Origin of the sequence: Williamsia sp. 1135, assembly GCF_002095395.1 — a bacterium.
In the GTDB taxonomy this organism is placed as follows: Bacteria; Actinomycetota; Actinomycetes; order Mycobacteriales; family Mycobacteriaceae; genus Williamsia.
In genome coordinates, this window is sequence record NZ_MJEI01000061.1 from 15,941 (window position 1) to 37,756 (window position 21,816).

Annotated in this window: 19 protein-coding genes; 12 read left to right on the forward strand and 7 right to left on the reverse strand. The window is 64.8% G+C overall.

Features of this window, described 5'->3' with window-relative positions; genetic code table 11:
- The first annotated feature begins 161 nt into the window (after positions 1-161).
- Positions 162-2,309 (forward strand): MMPL family transporter, encoded by a 2,148-nt coding sequence (locus tag BFL43_RS03560; RefSeq protein ID WP_143695063.1) that lies wholly within the window; start codon positions 162-164, stop codon positions 2,307-2,309.
- Between the two features lie 92 nt (positions 2,310-2,401).
- Positions 2,402-3,718 (forward strand): diguanylate phosphodiesterase, encoded by a 1,317-nt coding sequence (locus tag BFL43_RS03565; RefSeq protein ID WP_084890839.1) that lies wholly within the window; start codon positions 2,402-2,404, stop codon positions 3,716-3,718.
- A gap of 2 nt (positions 3,719-3,720) precedes the next feature.
- Here the strand turns inward: BFL43_RS03565 and BFL43_RS03570 are convergent, their stop codons facing one another.
- The 4 genes from BFL43_RS03570 to BFL43_RS03585 are packed head-to-tail and all read right to left on the reverse strand — an operon-like array spanning position 3,721 to position 7,605.
- Positions 3,721-4,926 (reverse strand): serine/threonine-protein kinase, encoded by a 1,206-nt coding sequence (locus BFL43_RS03570; protein WP_084890841.1) that lies wholly within the window; start codon positions 4,924-4,926, stop codon positions 3,721-3,723.
- A gap of 33 nt (positions 4,927-4,959) precedes the next feature.
- Positions 4,960-5,781 carry a UbiA family prenyltransferase gene (locus tag BFL43_RS03575; protein WP_240498036.1) on the reverse strand — a complete coding sequence of 274 codons (822 nt, stop codon included), beginning with the start codon at positions 5,779-5,781 and terminating at the stop codon, positions 4,960-4,962.
- Positions 5,778-6,947 carry a nucleotide pyrophosphatase/phosphodiesterase family protein gene (locus BFL43_RS03580; RefSeq protein ID WP_084890843.1) on the reverse strand — a complete coding sequence of 390 codons (1,170 nt, stop codon included), beginning with the start codon at positions 6,945-6,947 and terminating at the stop codon, positions 5,778-5,780. The genes BFL43_RS03575 and BFL43_RS03580 overlap by 4 nt, the downstream gene beginning before the upstream one ends.
- Positions 6,940-7,605, reverse strand: coding sequence for a hypothetical protein (locus BFL43_RS03585; RefSeq protein WP_084890845.1), 666 nt, complete (start codon positions 7,603-7,605; stop codon positions 6,940-6,942). Before BFL43_RS03585 ends, BFL43_RS03580 begins: the two co-directional genes overlap by 8 nt.
- A 181-nt stretch (positions 7,606-7,786) precedes the next feature.
- Here BFL43_RS03585 and BFL43_RS03590 point away from each other — a divergent pair, with 181 nt between their 5' ends.
- The 5 genes from BFL43_RS03590 (at position 7,787) to BFL43_RS03610 (ending at position 13,731) form a co-directional block, all read left to right on the forward strand.
- Entirely contained in the window at positions 7,787-9,310 is a 1,524-nt protein-coding gene (locus BFL43_RS03590; protein WP_084890847.1) for an aldehyde dehydrogenase family protein, read from the forward strand.
- A gap of 53 nt (positions 9,311-9,363) precedes the next feature.
- Entirely contained in the window at positions 9,364-9,774 is a 411-nt protein-coding gene (locus tag BFL43_RS03595) for a DUF779 domain-containing protein (RefSeq protein WP_084837940.1), read from the forward strand.
- A gap of 156 nt (positions 9,775-9,930) precedes the next feature.
- Positions 9,931-10,527, forward strand: coding sequence for a DJ-1/PfpI family protein (locus BFL43_RS03600; RefSeq protein ID WP_084890849.1), 597 nt, complete (start codon positions 9,931-9,933; stop codon positions 10,525-10,527).
- A gap of 54 nt (positions 10,528-10,581) precedes the next feature.
- Entirely contained in the window at positions 10,582-11,814 is a 1,233-nt protein-coding gene (locus tag BFL43_RS03605; protein WP_084890851.1) for a sugar phosphate nucleotidyltransferase, read from the forward strand.
- A gap of 45 nt (positions 11,815-11,859) precedes the next feature.
- A complete protein-coding gene (locus tag BFL43_RS03610; protein ID WP_084890853.1) occupies positions 11,860-13,731 on the forward strand; it encodes a glycoside hydrolase family 15 protein in 1,872 nt (623 codons plus the stop codon).
- A 30-nt stretch (positions 13,732-13,761) separates the two neighbouring features.
- Here BFL43_RS03610 and BFL43_RS03615 read toward each other — a convergent pair whose 3' ends face one another.
- Entirely contained in the window at positions 13,762-14,253 is a 492-nt protein-coding gene (locus BFL43_RS03615) for a carboxymuconolactone decarboxylase family protein (RefSeq protein WP_084890855.1), read from the reverse strand.
- A gap of 45 nt (positions 14,254-14,298) precedes the next feature.
- Here BFL43_RS03615 and BFL43_RS03620 point away from each other — a divergent pair, with 45 nt between their 5' ends.
- Complete coding sequence (locus BFL43_RS03620; RefSeq protein WP_084890857.1) at positions 14,299-15,720, forward strand: PLP-dependent aminotransferase family protein; 1,422 nt, start codon at positions 14,299-14,301, stop codon at positions 15,718-15,720.
- Between the two features lie 8 nt (positions 15,721-15,728).
- On the opposite strand, the gene BFL43_RS03625 is transcribed toward BFL43_RS03620, so the two are convergent.
- Both BFL43_RS03625 and BFL43_RS03630 read right to left on the reverse strand, forming a co-directional pair.
- The gene (locus tag BFL43_RS03625; protein WP_084890859.1) at positions 15,729-17,123 is read right to left on the reverse strand and encodes a hypothetical protein; all 1,395 of its coding nucleotides are present in this window, start codon (positions 17,121-17,123) and stop codon (positions 15,729-15,731) included.
- Positions 17,124-17,185: 62 nt separating this feature from the next.
- Complete coding sequence (locus BFL43_RS03630) at positions 17,186-18,379, reverse strand: MFS transporter (protein ID WP_240498038.1); 1,194 nt, start codon at positions 18,377-18,379, stop codon at positions 17,186-17,188.
- A gap of 117 nt (positions 18,380-18,496) precedes the next feature.
- On the opposite strand from BFL43_RS03630, the gene BFL43_RS03635 reads away from it, so the two are divergent.
- The 4 genes from BFL43_RS03635 to BFL43_RS03650 all read left to right on the forward strand — a co-directional run.
- A complete protein-coding gene (locus BFL43_RS03635) occupies positions 18,497-19,396 on the forward strand; it encodes a LysR family transcriptional regulator (protein WP_084890863.1) in 900 nt (299 codons plus the stop codon).
- Between the two features lie 36 nt (positions 19,397-19,432).
- On the forward strand, positions 19,433-19,834 hold the full coding sequence (locus BFL43_RS03640; RefSeq protein ID WP_084890870.1) for a PaaI family thioesterase: 402 nt from the start codon (positions 19,433-19,435) through the stop codon (positions 19,832-19,834).
- A 114-nt stretch (positions 19,835-19,948) separates the two neighbouring features.
- Positions 19,949-20,251, forward strand: a complete 303-nt coding sequence (locus tag BFL43_RS03645) for a lipopolysaccharide assembly protein LapA domain-containing protein (protein WP_084890864.1) — start codon at positions 19,949-19,951, stop codon at positions 20,249-20,251.
- 302 nt (positions 20,252-20,553) lie between these two features.
- On the forward strand, positions 20,554-21,816 hold a 1,263-nt coding region (locus BFL43_RS03650; protein ID WP_168176518.1), incomplete at its 3' end, for a DUF222 domain-containing protein.

Consider the following 21,816-nt stretch of genomic DNA (forward strand, 5'->3'; position numbering starts at 1 on the left):
AACAGTAGTGCCAGGTCTACCCCCACGGTCGGATTATTCACCACCAGGTGGGGGTCTGACGCTCCTGACCAGCGTCGGCACACCGAGCAACCTTGAGCACAGCCCGGAGTCCACCGGGCGTCCCACCGAGGCGGACGCCGCCTCATGCACGAGGAGCTCACATGGGAAGAATGACGCGGGGACCCCAGGCGGTGGCCCGGTGGAGTGCGCGGAACCCCTGGCGCGCAATAGGTTTGTGGCTGGCGCTGGTCATCGTGGCGGTGGGGTTCAGCGCGCTGATCCCCACCCAGAACGCGGACGACGCCGACTACCGGGTCGGTCAGTCCGGCCGGGCGGATCAGATGATTCACGAGGCGGGGCTCGCGGCGCCCGACACGGAGTACGTACTGATCACCGGGGACCGCGAGGAAGCAGTGGCCGCCGCGGACCAGCTCGAAGCGGAACTCGCCGGTTCTACGGAGGTGCAAGAAATCTCGGCGCCTGTGTTCTCCCCCGAGGGAACGCTGTTGTCGTCGATATCGCTGCGGGCACCGCCGGGCGATGAGGAGCCGGCCATCACCGACATCAACGCTGCGGCCCGGACGATCACGGCTGATCACCCAGAACTCACCGTCGGCCAGTTCGGCGATGTCTCGGCCGATGAGGCCATCAACGAACGCGTCGCCGAAGACCTGCTCTCGGCCGAGATGATCAGCATCCCGATCACGCTGGGCATCATGCTCTTCGCCTTCGGTGCGCTCATCGCAGCCGGTATCCCCGTGTTACTGGCGATCACCTCCGTCGTCGCAACGATCGGGATCTACGCGCCGATCTCCTACCTGGTGCCGTCCGAGATGACCGCGTCATCGGTGGTGATGCTCATCGGTATGGCTGTGGGGGTGGACTATTCGCTCTTCTACCTCAAACGTGAACGGGAAGAACGCCGCAAGGGCCACCACACGATCGACGCGGTCGAGATCGCCGCGGCAACGTCGGGTCACTCGATCATCGTCTCCGGGGTCGCCGTCATCGCGTCGCTGGCCGGTGTCTACGTGCTCGGCAGTGCCACGTTCAATTCGCTCGCGACGGCCGCGATCATCGTCGTCGCAGTTGCGGTGGTCGGATCGCTGACCGTGCTGCCGGCCCTGCTCGCCAAGCTGGGCAAGTGGGTCGACCGCCCACGGGTGCCGCTGCTGTGGCGGGTCAACAACCGGATCGGTGAAGGCGGCATCTCCTCCCGCATCATCGGGCCCGTCATCCGCAGGCCGATGACCGCGCTGCTTGCCGGCCTGGTGGTGATGATCGCTCTCGCGGTGCCCGCCTTCTCGATGACGTTGCGCGGCGCCGGACTCGACACCCTGCCTCAGGATCTGCCCGAGGTCCAGGTGGCGCAGCAGATGAACGAGCAGTTCCCATCCGAAGGCCCGTCTGTGCGAGTCGTCGTCACCGGGGGCGATGCCGCTGCGGTCTTCGGAGCTCTGAACACCGTAGGCGCCGACGCCACCGAGAGCGGTGCCTGGACCGTCACCGGACCTGTCATCACCTCCGCCGGCGGCACCACCAGCGTGCTCGACCTGGCCAGCACGCATCCGCCCAACGATCCGAAGACCGACGACGCGCTGCTCGCGCTGCGCGACTCGGTGCTGCCCGATCAGGTCGACGCGATTGCGGGGGCGGAGTTCGCGGTCGGTGGCGACGTGGCCGAGCAGTACGACACCACCAAGGTGCAGGCCGACGGTCTGCCGATCGTCGTCGCGGTGATCCTGACGCTGACCATGCTGATGCTGGTCGCGACCTTCCGGAGTCCGGTGATCGCGTTGGTGTCCACGGCACTGAACCTGATGTCCGTGGGAGCCGCGTTCGGAGTGCTGGCGCTCGTGTTCCAGCACACCTGGGCGGAGGGCTTCCTCGACTTCACATCCAACGGCACCGTCGTCGAGTGGATCCCGATGTTCATGCTGGCGGTGCTCGTGGGCCTGTCGATGGACTACCACGTCTTCGTCCTGAGCCGGATCAAGGAAGGCATCGACAAGGGATTGCCGCCGACGGTCGCCGTGCGAGCCGGGGTCACCCAGACCGCCGGGGTCGTGACCAGCGCGGCGTTGGTGATGGTGTCGGTGTTCGCGCTGTTCGCGGCGCAGAGCATGGTCGAGATGAAGCAGATGGGGGTCGGGCTCGCGGTCGCGATCCTGATCGACGCGACCATTGTCAGATTGCTGCTGCTGCCCTCGATTCTGGTGCTCCTCGGCAGCCGCGCCTGGTGGCCGCTGCGGACCCGGAGCGATCAACCGATCGCACCGGAACGACAGGTCGTACCTGCACATGTGTGAGGTGGTGCACAATTGAGGTCATGACCGAGAGCTGATCGAACTCCGCGGGCGGCATCGCTGCCCGCGGAGTCCTGCTCGGAAAGGAAGCACCGATGGGCGAGACCGCACCCACGCGGGACTTCTGGACCGCGCTCGGCCCCGGTGAAGACCCGGCCACCAGGCTTGCGCAGGTCCGCCGGGCGCACGAGTTGTTCGTGCAGACCGGAACTCTCGCCCCCGCCACCGGCCCGACCTCGGTGCGATCAGTGGTCCGCGATTCGTGGATGCGCTCGGTCAAAGGTGGCGTCAACCCGTCGGGCATGGTCGACGACGGCGGCATGTCGTGGAACGACTTCCTCGAGTACCGCGCTCGCCATCCCATGGCGGCCGCCTACCCGTTGGTGCGTTCGCTCATGCTCGATGAAGTCTCCGACTCCGGCGTAGTGGTGGCGCTCACCGATGACGTGGGTCGGCTGTTGTGGGTAGAGGGTGACCACAAAGCGAGGGATCAGGCCGGCGACATCAACTTTGTCGAAGGAGCGTTGTGGGCCGAGCGTGTTGCTGGCACCAACGCTCCTGGTCTGGCCCTGGAGGTCGATCACGGGGTGCAGATCTTCGGCGCCGAACACTTCTCGGTTCCGGTTCAGGAATGGAACTGCGTTGCGGCGCCGGTGCACGATCCGGTGACCGGCGCGGTGATCGGGGTCATCGACGTGACCGGTGGCGAGCGAGTGGCGGCGCCGTTCGCGCTGTCGATGGTGAAGTCGGTGGTCGCGGCGGTCGAAAGTGAGCTGAGGGTCCGGACCCTCACCGCAGGCGGACCGGCCATCCCCGCACCCGCGGGCCCGACGTTGCTGGTCCTCGACGGCGATCGCTACTACTGGCGCACCGGCGACGGTCCGGCGCTGCGTTTGTCGCGTCGGCACGCCGAGATCCTCGTGCTCCTCGGCGAGTACCCGGACGGCCTCGGCACCGAAGAGATCGCCACCATGCTCGCCGAAGACGGGATTGATCCGGTCACCGTGCGCGCCGAGATTTCCCGCCTGCGCCGGGACCTCGGCGCCGACCTCGTCGCGTCCAGGCCGTATCGGCTGACGCTGCCCGTCGACTCCGACATCAGCCAGGTGCGCCGCATGCTCCGGACCGGGGACATCTCCGGAGCGATAGAGAAGTTCGGCCGCGGCGGGTTGCTGTCGGCGTCGCTGGCTCCGGGTCTCGGTGACCTCTTCGAAGAACTCAAAGAAGACCTGCGATCGGCTGTGCTGACCGCCCGCGATCCCGAATTGCTACGGGCCTGGACGGGGTCCGTTCACGGCCGGGAAGATCTCGCCGCGTGGCGTCGCTGGGCACAGACCCTGACCCCGGGCCACAGCGACGAAGCCCTCGTCAAAGGTCGCGTCCGACTGTTGGATCGCCGCTTCGGTATCTGAGCTCAGTTTTCGTTCTTGTCTTCCTTCTTCGGCTTCTTCTCGTTGCCATCGCCATTGCCGTTGCCGTTGCTGTTCTTGTCGGTGGGGACGGGGATCACCACGGTCGCCGTCTCTGTGGTGGTCGGCTCTTGAAGAACCGTCTGATCCGTGGTCGTGGGAGTTGGAGCCGACGTCGTTGACGTCGTGACATCCGACGGCGACGTTGCGGGGTCGTCGGTGCCGTCTCGGGAGGCGAGAGCGACCACACCGATGAGCAGCGCCGCGACCGCGGCAGCGATCACCCCGGCGATGAGGAGCGGCCGCCGACCGGTCGCGGGAGGGTGCGCAATGGCGGGCGTCGGCGGCTGAGGTCGTCCGGGGGGTGGGGCCGCGAATGGGGTGGTGACCGTCGACGGCACCAGTGGAGGCGCTTGGAGTGCGGTTCGCAGTTCCGCCGCATTCGAAAATCGTGCTGCAGGGTCGGGCGCCATCGCCCGTTCGATGGCGTGAACGAGGGCAGCATCAGCGTTCGGGTTCAACGCGGCGAGGGGCTCGGGCCGCTGCTGCAGGATGTTCCGCGCCATCGACGCGATGTTGTCACCGGCGAAGGGCCGGCGACCGGTGATGGCCTCGTATCCGACCACACCCACCGCGTAGATGTCGTCGCCCACGGTGGCGGGCCTGCCTTCGATCCGCTGGGGGCTGAGGTAAGCGACCGTGCCCAGCACCTCGCCGGTGGTGGTGTGAGCGGAATCGGCTGTCTTGGCGATCCCGAAGTCGCCGACCTTGACGATGCCGGTGGCAGAGAACAGGACGTTGCCCGGTTTGATGTCGCGGTGCAGGATGCCCGCAGCGTGGGCAGCGGCAAGTGCTGCCAAGACGTCGATGAGGACACCGCGGACGCGAGCCGGTGGCAGAGGTCCCGCCTCGATCTCGCTCGCCAGCGTGCTCCCGGGGAGGCGTTCCATCACGATGAACGGGACGCCCTGATCCTCTCCGCTGTCGTACACCGAGACCACGTTCGGGTGGTTGAGGGTGGCTGCCGTGCTGGCTTCACTTTCGAATCGAATGCGGACATCGGTCTTGTCGGCGAACTCGGGCCGGAGCACCTTGACTGCCACCGGGCGTCGGAGCCGCTCGTCCCACGCGTCGTAGACATCGCCCATTCCGCCGTGACCCAGGAGGCTACGAAGTCGGTAGCGCCCGGCGAGGATGGTGGGGACGGGCATCTCGTCACGCTAGCCGAACTTCGCCGATGCTGGTCAGCTGACGTCGATGAGCAGTAGCATCGCCACATTGATCGCAGCAACGACGATGGCGCCATAGAACGGTGCGCGGCGGCCGGTCACCCGCATGGTGACGCCTGAGATCACCACGACCACTGCCAATCCCACCCACAGCCACCAGGTCGACGAGTTGGCGACGACGAGAATCGCTGTCGCGGCGACCATCAGCGCAGCGGCAACCAGTGGTACCCGCCGCGCGCCGAGACGGTGGGGGAGGCCCTCGATGCCGGTCGCGGCATCGTCATCGAGGTCGGGCAGGGCATTGAGCAGATGTGCTCCCACGCCAAGCAGCGCCGCCACTGCCATCATCCACGCGGGCGGCAACTCTCCGGGGTGCACCGCGAGCGAGGCGATGACAGGCAGTGAACCGAACGCGATGAAGTACGGAACCCACGACAGCACAGTCGCTTTGAGAACCGCGTTGTAGGCGAGCCCGGACCCCACTCCCAGCACGAGATGAACCGCGCCCGCGGCCCATCCGCAGGCAAACGAACTCACCACACAGATCGCGGCCGCGGCCACGATCGCGATGACCACCGTGCGGGACGTGAGTTCGCCCGTAGCCAAGGGTTTGTCGGTTCGGCCGACCCGACGATCGCGACTGCGGTCGAGAAAGTCGTTGCTCCAGCCGATGACGAGTTGGCCACTGAAGATGGCGACCACGATGGCGATCAGCGTCCGGACATCGGCACCGTCTACAACGGCCAGCAGGCCGGTGAAGACAGTCACGGCGACTGCCGGGACAGCGTGTCCTGCGCGGACCAGTGCGATCGCGCTGCCCGACCGTCCTGGATTCACCGGGTGCCGCGGATGACGATGGCCGGGACGAGTTGTTCGGCGGTATCCCAGGAGCCGTGATTGCCGATGAGCGCGGATTCGAGGGGTTCAGCCACCGAGCGGACCATGGCGGTGTCGCCGCGGGCGGCAGCGACCACATCTCCGATCCGAACCCGATGGTCCCCGGCCACGGTATTGCCGAACCACCCGGCGTCGATGGCGTCGTCGCGACCCAGCACTGTGGCCCGGTCGCCGAGCATGGTCGTCCAGGTGTCGAGGACGTCGCCGGCGGCGCCTGCTTCGGAATACACGTGCCGGACTCGGGCTTCTCCGGCGATGGTCGTCACGCCGGCCACCAGTTCATGGTGGAGATCGAGGTCGAAACGGCCTGCGGACGTGTCGATCATGCCGTGGTCGCCGGTGACGATCACCTGCCGTCCGGCGGGCATCTTGTCTGCGAGGGCGCCGACCATGGTGTCGATGAGGCGCAGCTGTTCGCACCACGTCTGCGAACCCGGACCCTCGAGGTGGCCGGCGAGATCGAGGCCACCGTAGTACGCGTAGGCCAGGGTCGGCGCGGGCGTCATCATCTCCGCGAGGATCGACGCCTGCAGTTGACTGAGATGATCGGCCGCGGTGGTCCTGTTCGCGCCGCGCCACGAGGCGCGGGTGAGCCCGGATCCCTCGTGGTATCCGGGCACGATCGCGACGGTGTCGAACCCTTGGGCCCGGCACCGCTCGAAAATGGTCGACTGTGTCTGGAAGTCTTCGGGGACAACGACTTTGCGAAGGTCATGATCGTGGTCGCCGTGCGTACACCACCGGAGCGTGTTCAGAACAGGCGTGGCGAGGTCGCCACCTCCCGCTCGGAACGTGTACCCCACGATGCCGTGGGTGCCTGCTGACCGACCGGTGGACAGGCTGGTGATGCTGACGGCTGTGGTCGCAGGAAACCCCGCGGCGACAGTTGTGGAATCGGCCAGACCTGCGGCATTGAGGTGAGGTGCCTCGTCAGGATGCGACGCGACCAGCTCGGCTCCGAGGCCGTCGATCAGCAGGACAGTTGCCGATTGGGCAGGTACCAGCTGCAATCGGTTGTCGAGGTCTGCGGCGCCGAGGGAGGCAGCCACCGATTCCAGGACGCAGGACAGAGGCGGCAGGCTGTTTCGCGGATCGAGTTCACTCATCGTCTTCCGACGCTAGCGCGCGTACCGGCCGTCGGGGCAGAGAAATGAGTGACGCGGCCAAGAAACAGAGGGCCCCGATGAAGGTTCCCGCCTGGTCCACGAACGGTGCGACGACCTTTCCGGTCTCGGGGTCGATGTACGCGGCGACGCCTGAGAAACCGAAGGCGATGGAGCCGACGGTGTTCAAGACCGTGGCGGTCCAGCCGGGGGCATCGGGTTCGTCGCGACGCCGGTAGAGCTCTGTGGCGAACACGGCCAGCCCCGAACTGATGAGAAAGGCTGCCGAGCCGTAGACGTCGGGGCGCCAGCTGAAGCGATCGGCCTCGACGACGGAATGCACGATGAACACCACACCGGTGCTGATGTTGAACGCGATGGTCCCGGCGAATTGGACCATCGCCGACCACCACTCCGACCGGTGGACCTCTCGCCCGACACGTACCGACCCCGCGATCGACGTGGTCGGCCCACGCAGCGAACCGCACAGTTGTAGCTGGACGAATGCGGCGAAGGTGAAGAACCACGAGCCGACGAAGAACGAGATGTTCGCGGCAGGCGCTCCGGCCCAGTGGGCGAAACCGGGCGCCGAGCCGAGCGCGAACAGCGCAGAACCCACCGCGAAGCCCCAGCACTCGGTGCGGACGTTGTGGCGGATCACGGGATGAGACTAGCCCGGCGATCTGCTGCACTGCAGGTGGAACCGATCTGCAAGGCCGGAATCGCAGTTGCAACTTTGATGCAACGAACCCGCTCGTACTGTGTGCCTTACGTCACACGTGACCGCCCGGACAGGGGTGGGTCACGAGAGGGCCAACACAGGCACTGAAGGAGCACCGAACATGACCGTTTATGCCAATCCCGGAACACCCGGCGCAGTGATGAACTTCGAATCACGTTACGAGAACTGGATCGGTGGCAAATGGACGCCGCCCGTGAAGGGCCAGTACTTCGAGAACCCGTCGCCGGTGAATGGCAAGACCTTCACCGAGGTCGCCCGCTCGACCTCTGAGGACATCGACCTCGCGCTCGACGCCGCCCACAAGGCCGCTCCGTTGTGGGGCCGCACCTCGGTCGCGGAGCGTTCGCTCGCCCTGCTGCGTATCGCCGATCGCATGGAGGCAAACCTCGAGAAGATCGCCGTCGCCGAGTCGTGGGACAACGGCAAGGCCGTCCGCGAGACCCTCGCCGCCGACATCCCGTTGGCGATCGACCACTTCCGCTACTTCGCCGGCGCCCTCCGCGCCCAGCAGGGTGGCATCTCCGAGATCGACGAAGACACCGTGGCCTACCACTTCCACGAGCCCCTCGGCGTCGTAGGGCAGATCATTCCGTGGAACTTCCCGATCCTCATGGCCGTGTGGAAGCTGGCTCCCGCCCTCGCGGCCGGCAACGCTGTGGTCCTCAAGCCTGCTGAGCAGACCCCGGCGTCGATCCTGTTCCTGGTCGAACTGATCAAGGATCTGCTCCCGGCCGGCGTGCTCAACATCGTCAACGGATTCGGCGTCGAAGCCGGCAAGCCGCTTGCCTCGAGCAACCGCATTCGCAAGATCGCCTTCACCGGTGAGACCACCACCGGCCGCCTGATCATGCAGTACGCATCCGAGAACATCATCCCGGTCACCCTCGAACTCGGTGGCAAGAGCCCGAACATCTTCTTCGCCGACGTGATGGCGCAGGATGACGGCTTCCGCGATCGTGCGCTCGAAGGTTTCACCATGTTCGCCCTCAACCAGGGTGAGGTCTGCACCTGTCCGAGCCGCGCACTGATCCAGGAATCGATCTACGACGACTTCATCGATCTCGCCGTGGCGCGCACCAAGAAGATCAAGCAGGGCAACCCCCTCGACACCGACACCATGATGGGTGCGCAGGCCTCCAACGATCAGTTCGAGAAGATCACCTCGTACCTGTCGATCGGTAAGGAAGAGGGTGCTCAGGTACTCACCGGTGGTGAAATCGTCGAGCTCGAAGGCGATCTCGCAGGCGGCTACTACATCCAGCCGACGATCTTCGCCGGCACCAACCGGATGCGAATCTTCCAGGAAGAGATCTTCGGCCCGGTGCTGTCGGTGACGAAGTTCTCCGACTACTCCGAGGCGCTCTCGATCGCCAACGACACCCTCTACGGCCTCGGCGCCGGCGTGTGGACGCGTGACGGCGCCACCGCCTACCGTGCGGGACGTGAGATCCAGGCCGGACGCGTGTGGACGAACACGTACCACGACTACCCGGCACACGCGGCCTTCGGCGGCTACAAGCAGTCCGGCATCGGACGCGAGAACCATCTGATGATGCTCGAGCACTACCAGCAGACCAAGAACCTGCTGGTGGGTTACGCTCAAGAGGCCAAGGGCTTCTTCTGATCGGAAGCCGCTAGCCAAGAGCGACAAGAGTTTTCACCAGAAAAGAGACCGTGATGACTGCTACTGACAGAGTCGTCGCAACTGACTCCGCCGTGGAGCTCCTGACCAAGTTGTCGGAGCTCCACGGCGGCCTCATGATTCACCAGTCCGGTGGATGTTGTGACGGATCCGCGCCCATGTGCTACCCCGCGGGCGAGTTCCGGGTGGGAAGTCGCGACGTCCTGCTGGGTGAGATCGAGCTGCCCGAACTCCTTCCCGCGGTGCGGGTCTGGATTCAGGGCGACCAGTACGAGCTGTGGAAACACACCCAGTTGATCCTCGACGTCGTCAAGGGACGTGGGGCGGGCTTCAGCCTGGAGGCGCCCGAAGGGGTGCGCTTCCTCGCCCGGTCACGAGTCTTCGACGAGGCCGAGAACACCTGGCTGGACGCCTGCCCGCCCCGCAAGGGCGCAGACGTCACTTAGGACTCCCCGTCCAGGGTTGTCCGCAGGACATGTGAACTGCGAGAGCCCACCACATTCGGACCCATGAGGGACTGTCGAGGGCGATATACCCTCGGCGGCCCCTTACGGGGACGTTTGTGGTGACCAATTGGGCGCGACGGTCGATAAGATTCATACATGCGCGAAGTATCTGTGGTCTTGTTCGACGGCTTCGAATTACTCGACGTCTTCGGCCCTGTGGAAATCCTCAGTGTCCTTTCCGAGCAGTTCCGGGTCACGATGGTGGCTGCGGAGCCGGGGCTGATCGCGAGTTCGCAGGGGACGCGCGTCGAGGCGACCGCGGGCTTCGCCGACGCAGCGACCCCCGACATCGTCATGGTCCCCGGCGGCATCGGATCACGACCTCTGGTAGACGACGACCGATATCTCGAGCAGCTCCGGACCTACGTGACCGGCGCGAATCTGGTGACCTCCGTGTGCACCGGTTCGGCGATTCTCGCCGCAGCCGGACTGCTCGACGGATATCGGGCCACCTCGAACAAGCGGTCTTTCGATTGGGTTGCCACACAGGGGAGTTCAGTCACCTGGGAGCGGCGCGCCCGCTGGGTGCAGGACCGCGATCGCTGGACGTCGTCGGGTGTGGCGGCCGGCATCGACATGACCGCCGCCTTGATCGCGGACCTTATCGACACCGAGACTGCGCAGCATGCCGCCGCGGTCATCGAGTATGCGCCGCAGACCGACCCGGACGACGATCCCTTCGCCGATCGCTAGCGCGCAGCGCGCCGGAGAAGGTTCAAAAGCCGCATAACGGGCACACTGGAGTCCATGGGCAGATCAGATGTGGTGGCAATCGTGCAGGCCGGCGGCAAGGGCTCACGCATGGATGTGTTGACCGAGAGTCGCGCCAAACCCGCTCTACCGTTCGGCGGGAACTACCAGTTGATCGACTTTCCGCTCTCCACGCTGCACCGGAGTGGGATCGACGAGGTCTGGTTGTGCGTGCAATACGAGGCACATTCGTTGCTCGAGGAAGTGGCGGGAGGACGCCCGTGGGACCTCGATCGCACCAGTGGGGGACTGCGGTTCGTCCTGCCGCAGGAGACGAGTGAGGTCGACACCGAAAGTGGATTTGCGACCGGGAACGCCGATCTCCTGTATCGGATCCGAGGTCAGATCGCCGACCGCGCGCCGGAAGCCGTGATCGTCATGAGTGCTGATCACGTGTACTCGTTCGACCTCGAAGACGCACTACGGACCCATCGGTCCGCTGGTGCCGAATGCACGATCGTCACCACGACGTGCTCCCGCGAGGAGGCCTCTTCTCACGCTACGGTCACCGCCCGGAAGAACGGCACCGTCACCGGTTTCGCATACAAGCCCGAGCAGCCGACGACCACCGTGATCGCGGCAGAGATCTTTGTGTACGACCCCAAGCTTCTCGTGAAGGCACTGGAAGAGCTGATCTCTCAGACGAACAAGGTGCCGGGCGACGGCGACACCGGGCTCGGAGATTTCGGCGAGCATCTGGTGCCCTGGTTCGTCGACCGGGGCAAGACCGTCGCGCACAAAATGCCCGGGTACTGGATAGATGCCGGACGCCCTGAGACCTATATGCAGGCCCACCGCGATCTCATCGATGGCACCATCGACCTGGCCGACTCGCGTTGGCCGATCCTGACCCGGCAACCACAGCGCTCCGCGGCGCGGATTGCCGCGAGCGCCACCGTGAAAGACAGCATGATCAGCAGTGGCGCACACATATTGGGCGACGTGAGGCGCAGCGTGATCGGGCCCGGCGTGGTGATCGAGCAAGGCGCTTCGGTCAACGACTCCATCGTCTTCGCCGATGCCGTGGTGAAAAAAGGCGCCACAGTCGATTGGGCGATCATCGACGAGCGTGTGGTCATCGGCAACGGCGCATCGGTCGGCGGGCGTCCGCGTACTCGTCCGGTGCCGAGCGAGAAGATCACGATCATCGGCATGAACGCGGCGGTGACCAAGGGGGCCCGAGTCCCGCTGGGTGATCGGGTGTCACCGTCGGGTCGGGTGACGCGCTGACAGAATCCGGTGCCTGCCCGAAGGGGCCGTACGTACCGTGGAGGGATGAGACGTAAGCGGAAGGGAAGCGAATCGGGCGGCGCCGAATGTGAAGCCGGTAGTACGGCCGTTGACTACTTGCCGATAGCCGATCATGGCGTCATCGGTGACCTGAGGACCGCCGCGGTCATCGGCATCGACGGCCGAATCGACTGGTTCTGCTGTCCGCGCTTCGACTCACCGAGTGTGTTCGGCTCTCTTCTCGACGCCGACGGCGGTGGCGTGTGGTCGATCCAGCAGATCGATGGCGACGTCACGACGCGCCAGTTCTATCTTCCGGACTCCAACGTCCTGGTCACCCGCTTCATGAGCGATGACGGGGTCGCCGAGGTGCAGGACCTGATGCCGTTGGTGGAGGCAGGTCGCACCGACCACCGCACCCGGATCGTCCGCCGATTCGAATGCGTTCGGGGCGCAGTCAGTTTCCGAACGGTGGTTGCGCCGCGTCTGGACTACGGCCGGGCCGAGCACAGCCTGGAACTCGACGGTGATACCCGCGCCCAGTTCATCGGCGCGGATCTGACGCTGCACCTGGCGGCAACACAGCCGCTGACCCAGAACGACGACGGTTGCGTCACTGCTGAGTTCGACATGTCCGTCGGTGAGAGTGCCACGTTTGTACTGGCTGCCGAGCCGATTTCCGACGAGTGCTTCGAGCTCGACAGCTCGCCGGACATCGTGCACTCGACAGTCGACTTCTGGCAGAGCTGGGTGTCGCAGTCCGACTACACGGGCCGGTGGCGCGAGATGGTTCACCGTTCGGCACTGGTGCTGAAGTTGCTCACCCACGAGCCTTCGGGCGCGATCGTGGCAGCGGTGACGATGGGATTGCCGGAAGAGATCGGCGGCGAGCGCAACTGGGACTATCGGTACGTCTGGATCCGGGACGCGGCCTTCTCGCTGTACGCATTGTTGAGACTCGGATTCACCTCCGAGGCAGCTGATTTCATGAAGTGGCTGACGCAACGCTTCTGCGGGGAGGCCGATGAGTCGGACAGCCGGGGTCCGCTGCGACTGATGTACACCGTCGACGGTGAGATGCCACCTGCGGAGACGGTGCTCGATCATTGGGCCGGCTATCGGGGTTCATCGCCGGTCATGTTCGGCAACAACGCTTCTGATCAGCTGCAGCTCGACATCTATGGTGAGCTCATCGATTCGGTCTACCTGTTCAACAAGTACGGGGCGGGGATCTCCTACGAGTCGTGGGACCAGCTGTGTGCCGTGGCCGGCTGGCTCACCGAGAACTGGGACCAACCCGATCAGAGCATCTGGGAGCCACGCGCCGAACCACAGAACTATGTGTATTCACGGCTGATGTGCTGGGTGGCGCTCGAACGGATGATCCGGGTCAGTCGGCAGCGGGGATTGCCCGGCGATGTCGTCGGCTGGATGGCGACCCGCGATGAGATCTTTGCGCAGATCATGGATCGTGGTTGGAGCGACAAGCTCGAAGCTTTTGTCCAGACGTTGGATTCGGATCAACTCGATGCCTCGCTGTTGCTCATCCCCGCGGTCAAGTTCCTCTCGCCGACCGACGACAGGTTTGTGAAGACACTGACGGCGCTCGAGGAACACCTGGTCAGCGATTCGCTGGTGTTCCGCTACGACGCGGCCGAAGGATCGGATGGCCTCGCGGGCAGCGAGGGCACCTTCTCCCTCTGCTCGTTCTGGTACGTCGAGGCGCTCACGCGTTCGGGGCGGGTCGCCGAGGCGAGACTGGCGCTGGAGAAGATGTTCACCCACGCCAACCACCTCGGGCTATATGCCGAGCAGATCGGGGTCAACGGCGCTCAGCTGGGCAACATCCCGCAAGCCTTCACACATCTCGCCCTGATCAGTGCCGCAATCAACCTCGATCGGCAGCTGGGGGACTGACAGAACCCGAACGTGGTGGCCGTCAGGCGTTCAGTGCCCGGCCGGCGTGTACTCCCCGGGAACCATGCGCGTACTGACGGCCAGTCGGTTCCAAGCATTGATCACCGTGATGGCCGCGATCAGATGGGCCAGTTCCTCCGGCTCGAAATGTTCGGCGGCCCGGTCGAAGACCTCGTCGGGAACGAATCCTTCGGTCAGCAAGGTGATTGCTTCGGTCAGTTCGATCGCCGCCACCTCTTTCGCTGTGTAGAAGTGCTTGGATTCCTCCCAGGCCGACAGCTGGACGATGCGATCGACTGATTCACCAGCGGCGAGAGCATCTTTGGTGTGCATGTCGATACAGAACGCGCAGTGATTGATCTGCGAGGCGCGGATCTTGACGAGTTCGGCGATCACGGGGTCGAGTCCGCTGCGCGCGGCTCCGTCGAGGCGGACCATCGCCTTGTAGACGTCGGGCGCCAGGCCGGCGAGTTGTAGACGAGGCGTGTGGGCGGGGAGCCGGGTTTGCGGTGTTGTGGTCACAGGGTCAGGCTACGACACAATGGACCTCTGCTATGGTCCAATTTCGTGTCAGATTCGTGGTCCAATTCAGGTGATGGAACGCCGCCCTCGATCGGCGGGGTCGACCTGCACCTCGATCTGCACACCGGCCGCGTGCGAGAGGCGCTGGTAGATGCCCTCAGGGATGCTGTCCGGAGCAGCCGTCTGGCACCAGGCACCTCACTGCCGCCGACCCGGTCACTGGCGGCGGATCTGGGAATGGCCAGAAACACAGTGGTGCAGGCGTATTCGGAACTGGTCGCCGAAGGCTGGCTGATCTCGAGGCAGGGTGCCGGAACCGTGGTCGCGCAGCGGACCCCGGATTCGCCGCGCCCGGTGCCGGCCGGTGCCCGGACGTCGGCGCCGCACCGACATCTGCACGATCTGCGGCCGGGCCGGCCGGATGTGTCGGCTTTCCCGCGCACCGAGTGGATCCGAGCGGTTCGACGGGCGGTGTCGTCGGCGCCCGACTCCGCGTTCGGATACGGAGATTGCCTGGGCCGACCCGAACTCCGTGCCGCGGTCTCGAACTATCTTGCCCGGACGCGCGGTGTCGACGTCACGCCGGAACGAGTCATCGTCTGTTCCGGCGCATCACACGGATTCGCGCTGCTTGCCCAAGCGCTTCGTGAGCAGGGTGTCAGCGAGCTGGCGGTGGAGTCCTACGGCCTGGGTATCCATCGGAAGGTTTTCCTCGACAACGGTGTTCGGACGCGGCCGATCGGGGTCGATGACCTCGGTGCCCGCATTGCCGATCTCGACGCGCTCGGGTCACGGGCCGTCCTCTTGACGCCGTCGCATCAGTTTCCGACCGGTGTCGCCCTGGATCCGGAACGCCGAAACGCGTTCGTCGATTGGGCTCGGCGGACCGGGGGGATCGTGATCGAGGACGACTACGACGGGGAGTTCCGATACGACCGTCGACCAATCGGTGCGCTTCAAGGTCTTGATCCCGATCACGTTGTCTACGTGGGTACGACAAGCAAGTCTCTCGCGCCTGGACTGCGACTGGGATGGATGGTGCTGCCCGAACGCCTGGTGCCGGCCGTGGCCGACTTCAAGGGTGCACACGAAGTGGTGGGTGTCGTCGACCAACTCGCCATGGCCGACCTGATCGAGACCGGGGCGTACGACCGACATGTGCGCGCGATGCGACTGCGCTACCGGCGCCGTCGCGACCAACTGGTGGCCGCCGTGGCGGACGCGGCCCCGGACTCCCGCATCACCGGTATGAACGCAGGACTCCATGTCCTGTTGGAGCTGGCATCAGGGAACGAGAGTGCCGTGGTCGAGGGTTCTGCGTGGCAGGACCTGGCGGTGTACGGACTGGCTCAGTTCCGTCATCCGGACATCACCGAACAGCGGGATGCGTTGGTGATCGGCTACGGCACCCCGTCGGCAAGCGGCTGGCCAGGGGCGCTCGAGGCCCTGTGCCGGGTGTTGCCCTGATTCTCCCGTCAGTCGGAGACCCACCCGCAGGCCCCCGGCAGATCCCTCGCAGCGGCCGGCCCGGATGAACCCGCTGCATACGGTTGCGGCGCAGGCGGATCGGCGAGGAGCGGTGCCGCGACATCCCAGACGTGGGTGAGCCCATCGGGCCTGGTGAACAGCGATCGGTCACCGCGGAGTACGTCATTGATCAACCGGGAGTACGGCGCGAGGCCGTCGGCGACGGAATCGAGGGGCAGGGACAGATGACCGGTGGACAGCTTGGTCCCCGACCCTGGTTCCTTCACAGTCATCGTCATGTCGATGGCGCCGTCACCACTGAGGTCGAAGGTCAGGACTGTGCCGTCTGCGGGCGCGTCTGTGATGGGACCGTCGGCGGGTCGCCGGAAGACGAGACTGACGCGTTGCGCGCTGCGATCGAGCATCTTGCCGGTGCGCAGGATGAACGGGACGTCGCGCCAGCGATCCGTGTCGACCCAGAGGCGGGCTGCCACAAAGGTTTCCCGGGTCGAGTCGTCAGCGATTCCCTTGGTCTCGCGGTAGCCGTCGTATTGGCCGTAGACCACCTCTTTCGGGTCCAACGGCCGGAACGCAGCTATCACCGATTCGCGGGCGTCTTGCAGATCGTCTGCATCCAAGCTGATCGGTGGCTCCATCGCGACCTCTGCTGCGACCTGGAACAGGTGAGTCACCACCATGTCGAGAAATGCTCCGGTCGCGTCGTAGAACTCGGCACGATCGTCGATGTCGAGGGTCTCGGGTACATCGATCTGGACCTGCTCGACGTGTTCGCGGTTCCAGACGCCGGAGACCATGCCATTCGCGAACCGCAAGACATGGAGGTTCTGGGTGCTCTCCTTGCCGAGGAAGTGGTCGATCCGGTAGACCTGCTTCTCGTCGAAGACCTTGTGGACGGCGACGTCGAGCTCGCGGAACTTCTCGGGCGACGTGCCGAACGGCTTCTCGTAGACGACGCGGGCGTCGGTGGCGAGTTGATGCGCTCCCAGCGCATCGGTGTAATCGATGAACGTTGTCGGCGGAAGCGCAATGTAATGAACGAGTTGAGCACTGCCGCCCAGTTTTTCGCGCAGGGTGTCGATGACCGAGGGGAGATCGCCCGGGTCGTCGACGGTGAACCCGCCGCCGGCGAAATGAACGTTCTCTGCGAACGCCTCCCACTCGGCGTCGTCGGGTGCGGTGGCGAACTCGGTGAGCGAGTCCTTGATGTGGTCCCTGAAGTCGTCATCAGAACGATGACCCCGGCCGTTCCCGATCAGGGCCCAGGACTTTGGCAGCAGATTCTCCACGGCCAGCTCGTAGAACGAGGGAAGCACCATGCGCTTGGCGAGATCCCCGGTGGCGCCGAACAATACGAAAATCACTGCCGGGGACTCATCGGGCATGTGCTGGCTCCTTGATGTCGGTGAAACCTGGCTACCGAACAGTCTAGGTCAGCGATGCCGCGTCAACGGTGAGTCGCACGAACGAGAATCCAGGTCAGGATCACCGCGGCCAGCATGAAGGTTCCGACATATCCGGCGACACCGATCCAGCCGGCGAGGGTGAATGCGACGCCACCGAGGGCGCCGACGATCGAACTGCCGAGGTAATAACCGAGTAGGTACAGCGACGAGGCTTCCGCGCGATGTGTGGTTGCCCGGGCGCTCACCCAGCCGCTCGCGACAGAATGGGCGGCGAAAAAGCCTGCGGTGAAGAGCAATATGCCGATGAGGACGGTGGGCAACCAGTCGGGCAGGCTCAAGGCGAGACCGCCGACCATCAAGATCATGGCGCCGATCAGGACGCGACTGCGGCCGAGTGAGTCGGACATGCGGCCTGCCGTCGCCGAGGACACGGTGCCGGCCAGGTAGAGCAAGAAGACCAAACCGGCCAGGGTGGCGGGCAGGTCGAAGGGGCTTGCGATGAGTCGGTAGCCCAGGAAGTTGTAGACGGTGACGAAGCCGCCCATCAGAACGAATGCCAGGCCGAACAGGCAGAGCAGCGGGGTGTCGCGCAGATGGGCGGCGAGGTTGCGCACAGTCTGCATCGGCGCGACCGGCCTCGGCTCGAACTGTCGCGACGCCGGCACCTGTCGTGCGAACCATACCGCGAACAACAGTGCCACCAACGAGGCGATCTCCAGCGCCCACTGCCAGTCGGTGATGTCGATCGCCAGTGTCGGGATCAAGCGGCCGACCAGACCGCCGATCGTGGTTCCGGCGACGTAGGTGCCCATTGCCGTACCCAGGGACCTCGCGTCGATCTCTTCGGCCAGGTACGCCATCGCGACGGCGGGCACGCCCGCACACAGGAGTCCTTGCAGCGCCCGGCCTGCCAGCAGCACCTCGAAAGTCGGACTCCACGGCAGCACCACGCCCAGGAGCGTCGCGGAGACCGCCGAGATCGTCATCACCCGCACGCGGCCGTACCGTTCTGACAACACGCTCGCCGGAACGATCGCGAGGGCGAGCAGGCCGGTCGCCACCGATACTGCCAGCGCAGACGTGGCAGGTGAGACACCGTAGTGCTCCGAGAACACCGGAAGTAGTCCCTGTACGTAGTACAGGGTCATGAAGGTGGCCAAGCCGGCTGCGAACAGCGCCAGGCTGGCTCGCTTGTACCCGCCTTCGCCGAGGCGATGACCGGTCGATGCGGGCAGGCAGCGCGTGGTGGAGGTATCGGTTGCGCTCACCGTGTCCACAGTTCCAGCCCGAAGTCGTCAGCGGAAATGAATGGATCGAAGGATACTTATTCGTTGGGTACATAAGGAGGTCGTATGGACAACACCTGGTTTGTCACACTGGCCGAGCTGGAGAACATGTCCGCGGCTGCCGACGAGCTGCACGCCACTCAACCGACGCTCTCGCGGCAGCTCGGTCGCCTCGAACGCGATCTGGGGATCAAACTGTTCGACCGTAAGGGAAAGCGGCTGGTGCTCAATGCTGCCGGGCGCATCTATCTCCGCCACGTTCGGCGGGCGGTGGCGGAGATCGACGCCGCCCGATACGAACTCGCCGAACTGGCCAATCCCGTCGCGGGCCGGATCGACCTCGGATTCCTTCACTCGTTCGGTATGTGGCTGGTGCCGACGTTGATCCGAGAGTTCCGGCGGGAGCCCTCGCAGGTCGTCTTCGGCCTGGCGCAGGGTGCCGCAGAGGACATCCTGCAACGGGTGCTCGGGGGTGATTCGGACGTTGCCATCGTCTCGCCGAGGCCGAACAACGTGGATGTCGGATGGGTGCCCATCATGCGGCAACATCTCGGGGTCGCGGTACCGGACGGGCATCGGCTGGCGCACCGAGATCGGGTGACGATCGCCGACGTGCGGGAGGAGAGCTTCGTCGCGATGGAAACCGGCTTCGGGATGCGCAGGATTCTGGAAGAGCTTTGTGCCGCCGAGGATTTCCATCCGAAGATTACATTCGAGTCGACCGAGCTGGCCACCGTCGCGGGGCTCGTTGCAGCGGGGCTCGGCGTCGCAGTGATGCCGGTCGAGCACGATCCGCAACTTCCAGCGGGCGTCTCGTTGATCGTTCTCGACGGCCCCACGAACATTCGAGAGGTGGGGCTGATCTGGAAGCGCGACACCGCGATGAGTCCAGCTGCCGCCAGGTTCCGCGACTTCGTGACCGGCTGGGCCGACAGCAACGACCGGAGACTGTTACCTGGCGGGTAATCGACACGCGTCGATCGCGGGTGCAGGCTCGTGACCATGGTCGACACCGAAGGAACCGCGCTGTTCCACACCACCATGCCGTTCACCGAGAAGCTGGGGATCGAGGTACTCGAGCACCGACCGGGCGTGGTTCGAAGCCGGTTGGCATGGCACGAGAGTCTCTGCACCCTCAACGGTGTCATCCACGGTGGAGCTCTGATGTCCTTGGCCGACGCGACGGGTGCGGTGTGTGCCTTCCTGAATCTTCCTGACGGCGGTCTGGGGACGACGACCGTCGAATCAAAGACCAACTTCTTGCGTCCGGTGACGGACGGTCATGCAGTCGCTGCCGCGACGCCACTCAACGTCGGCCGGAAGTTCATCGTGGTCGAGACCGCAATCACAGACGATGCCGGGAAATTGGTCGGCAAGGTGACCCAGACCCAGGCGGTTCTCTGACGGCCGAGAGGCGAACGCGACGCACAGGCGCGGTTTTCGCAGGTGGGACGACCCGAGTTTGCGAAATAAAACGGCGGGGTAGCTATCGGTCATCACGACGCGAGAGGACCTGAAATGACGAATCCGACCCCGATCAACGAGACCGGCACGGACACGACGACCACGACCACCGCCCCGAACAAGGGTCGTCGAGTTTCGACGATCATCGGCCTGATCATTGCCGCCGTCCTGGTGGTCGCGTTCATCGTTTTCGTCACCCAGAACACCGAACAGGTGCAGATCGAGTTCTTCGGTCTCAACCTCGACCTCGCGCAAGGAGTGGCGTTGTTACTCGCCGCAGTGGTCGGATTTCTCATCGCCGTACTGGGTGCGGGCGTCCTGCGTCTGCGCAGCAAGGTGCGCAGGCGCCGTAGCTGAACACCGCTGACTTCCATAGCGAAATCACCCCAACCGCCCCTCGACAAACTATCGAACAAATATTCGACAAGGTCGAATTTCTCCGGTAGAGTCAGTGGTAGAGAAACTTTCTGACGACGATTCATTGTTTGTGATTGTTGTTGTCTGCGTGTGTTTCTCGGTTCCCTGGGGAGGGGGTCTTCGTGTCGGAGGGTGTTGTTGTTGATTCGCCGGTTGTCGGCGCGGTGGCAGGGCTTGATGCGGCTATCGCACAGTTGGCTGGGTTGGATCTGACGGCGTTCTCTGATTCTGATTGTGTTCGGTTGACTGAGCGGTTGGAGATCGCGGCGCGGCGGTTGCAGTCAGCGTCGTTGCCGGTGTTGCGGGAAGTGGCTGTGCGGCGGGCATATTCGACGGCGGGGTGTTCGTCTCCGGCGGCGGTGTTGACGTCGATGACGCGGATGCGTCCGGGTGCTGCGAAGGCGCGGGTGGAGGCGATGGATGCGTTGACGCCGTCGCTGACCCCGAGCGGTGAGGTGATCGCTCCACGGTTCCCGGAGACGGCGCAGGCGTTGGCGGCGGGGGTGATCGATCTTGATCATGTCGGGGTGGTGCTCGAGGTGATGGCGTCGATCCCGCACAAGATCGATGCCGAGCAGCGGGCGAACACCGAGGTGGCGTTGGCTGATCTGTGCCGTAGGTATCCGCCGGGTCAGGTGAAGACGATCGGTGAGCGGATCGTGGACTATCTCGATCCCGACGGCAAACTGGCTGATGATGTTGATCGGGCGAAGAAGCGTGGTGTCGATCTGGGTAAGCCGGCGACGGATTTCATGTCGAAGGTGGCCGGTCATCTGGATCCGACGACTACGGCGTTGATGGAAGTGATGTTGGGGGTGTGGGCGGCGCCGGGGATGAACAATTCCGATGATGAGCTGTCCCCGTCGGGTGCTGCCGATGATCCCGCGCTCGATCCTGCGGTTCTGCAGGCTGCGGCGGACCGCGATCTTCGTACGCAGTCGCAGCGCAATCATGACGCCCTCAAGGCGATGTTGATGTATCTGCTGGAGTCGGGTCAGTTGGGTAAGACTCATCGTGGGTTGCCGGTGCAGTTGATCATCACCATGACCAAAGACCAACTCGACGAAGCACTTCGGGAGCAAGAAGCCGCCGCCGAGCCCGAGTCTGAACCAACGCCAGAGCCGGAGCCAGAACCTGAGCCAGCGCCTGAGCCGGTACTAGATCCGGAGCCTGAGCCAGCGACCGAGCCGGAACCGGAATCTGAGCCAGCGCCGGAGCCGGAGTATGCCGATCCGCAGACGCAGCGGCAGGACCCGAATTGGTTGCCCACGGTGACCGGTGGCCCGATGCGTCCATACGGACAGGATCTGGTCTACACCGCGACCGGCACAGTGTTGCCGATCAGCGATGCCATTAAGCTGCTCGCGCGTAGCGACAAGACGTTGGCGGTGTTCGCCAACCACAGCAACGAAGTGTTGTACCTGGGCCGGGCTCGCCGACTTGCCAGCGAGGCCCAACGGTTGGCGATGTTCGCCGCGCACCGGGGATGCTCGTTCGGTGGGTGC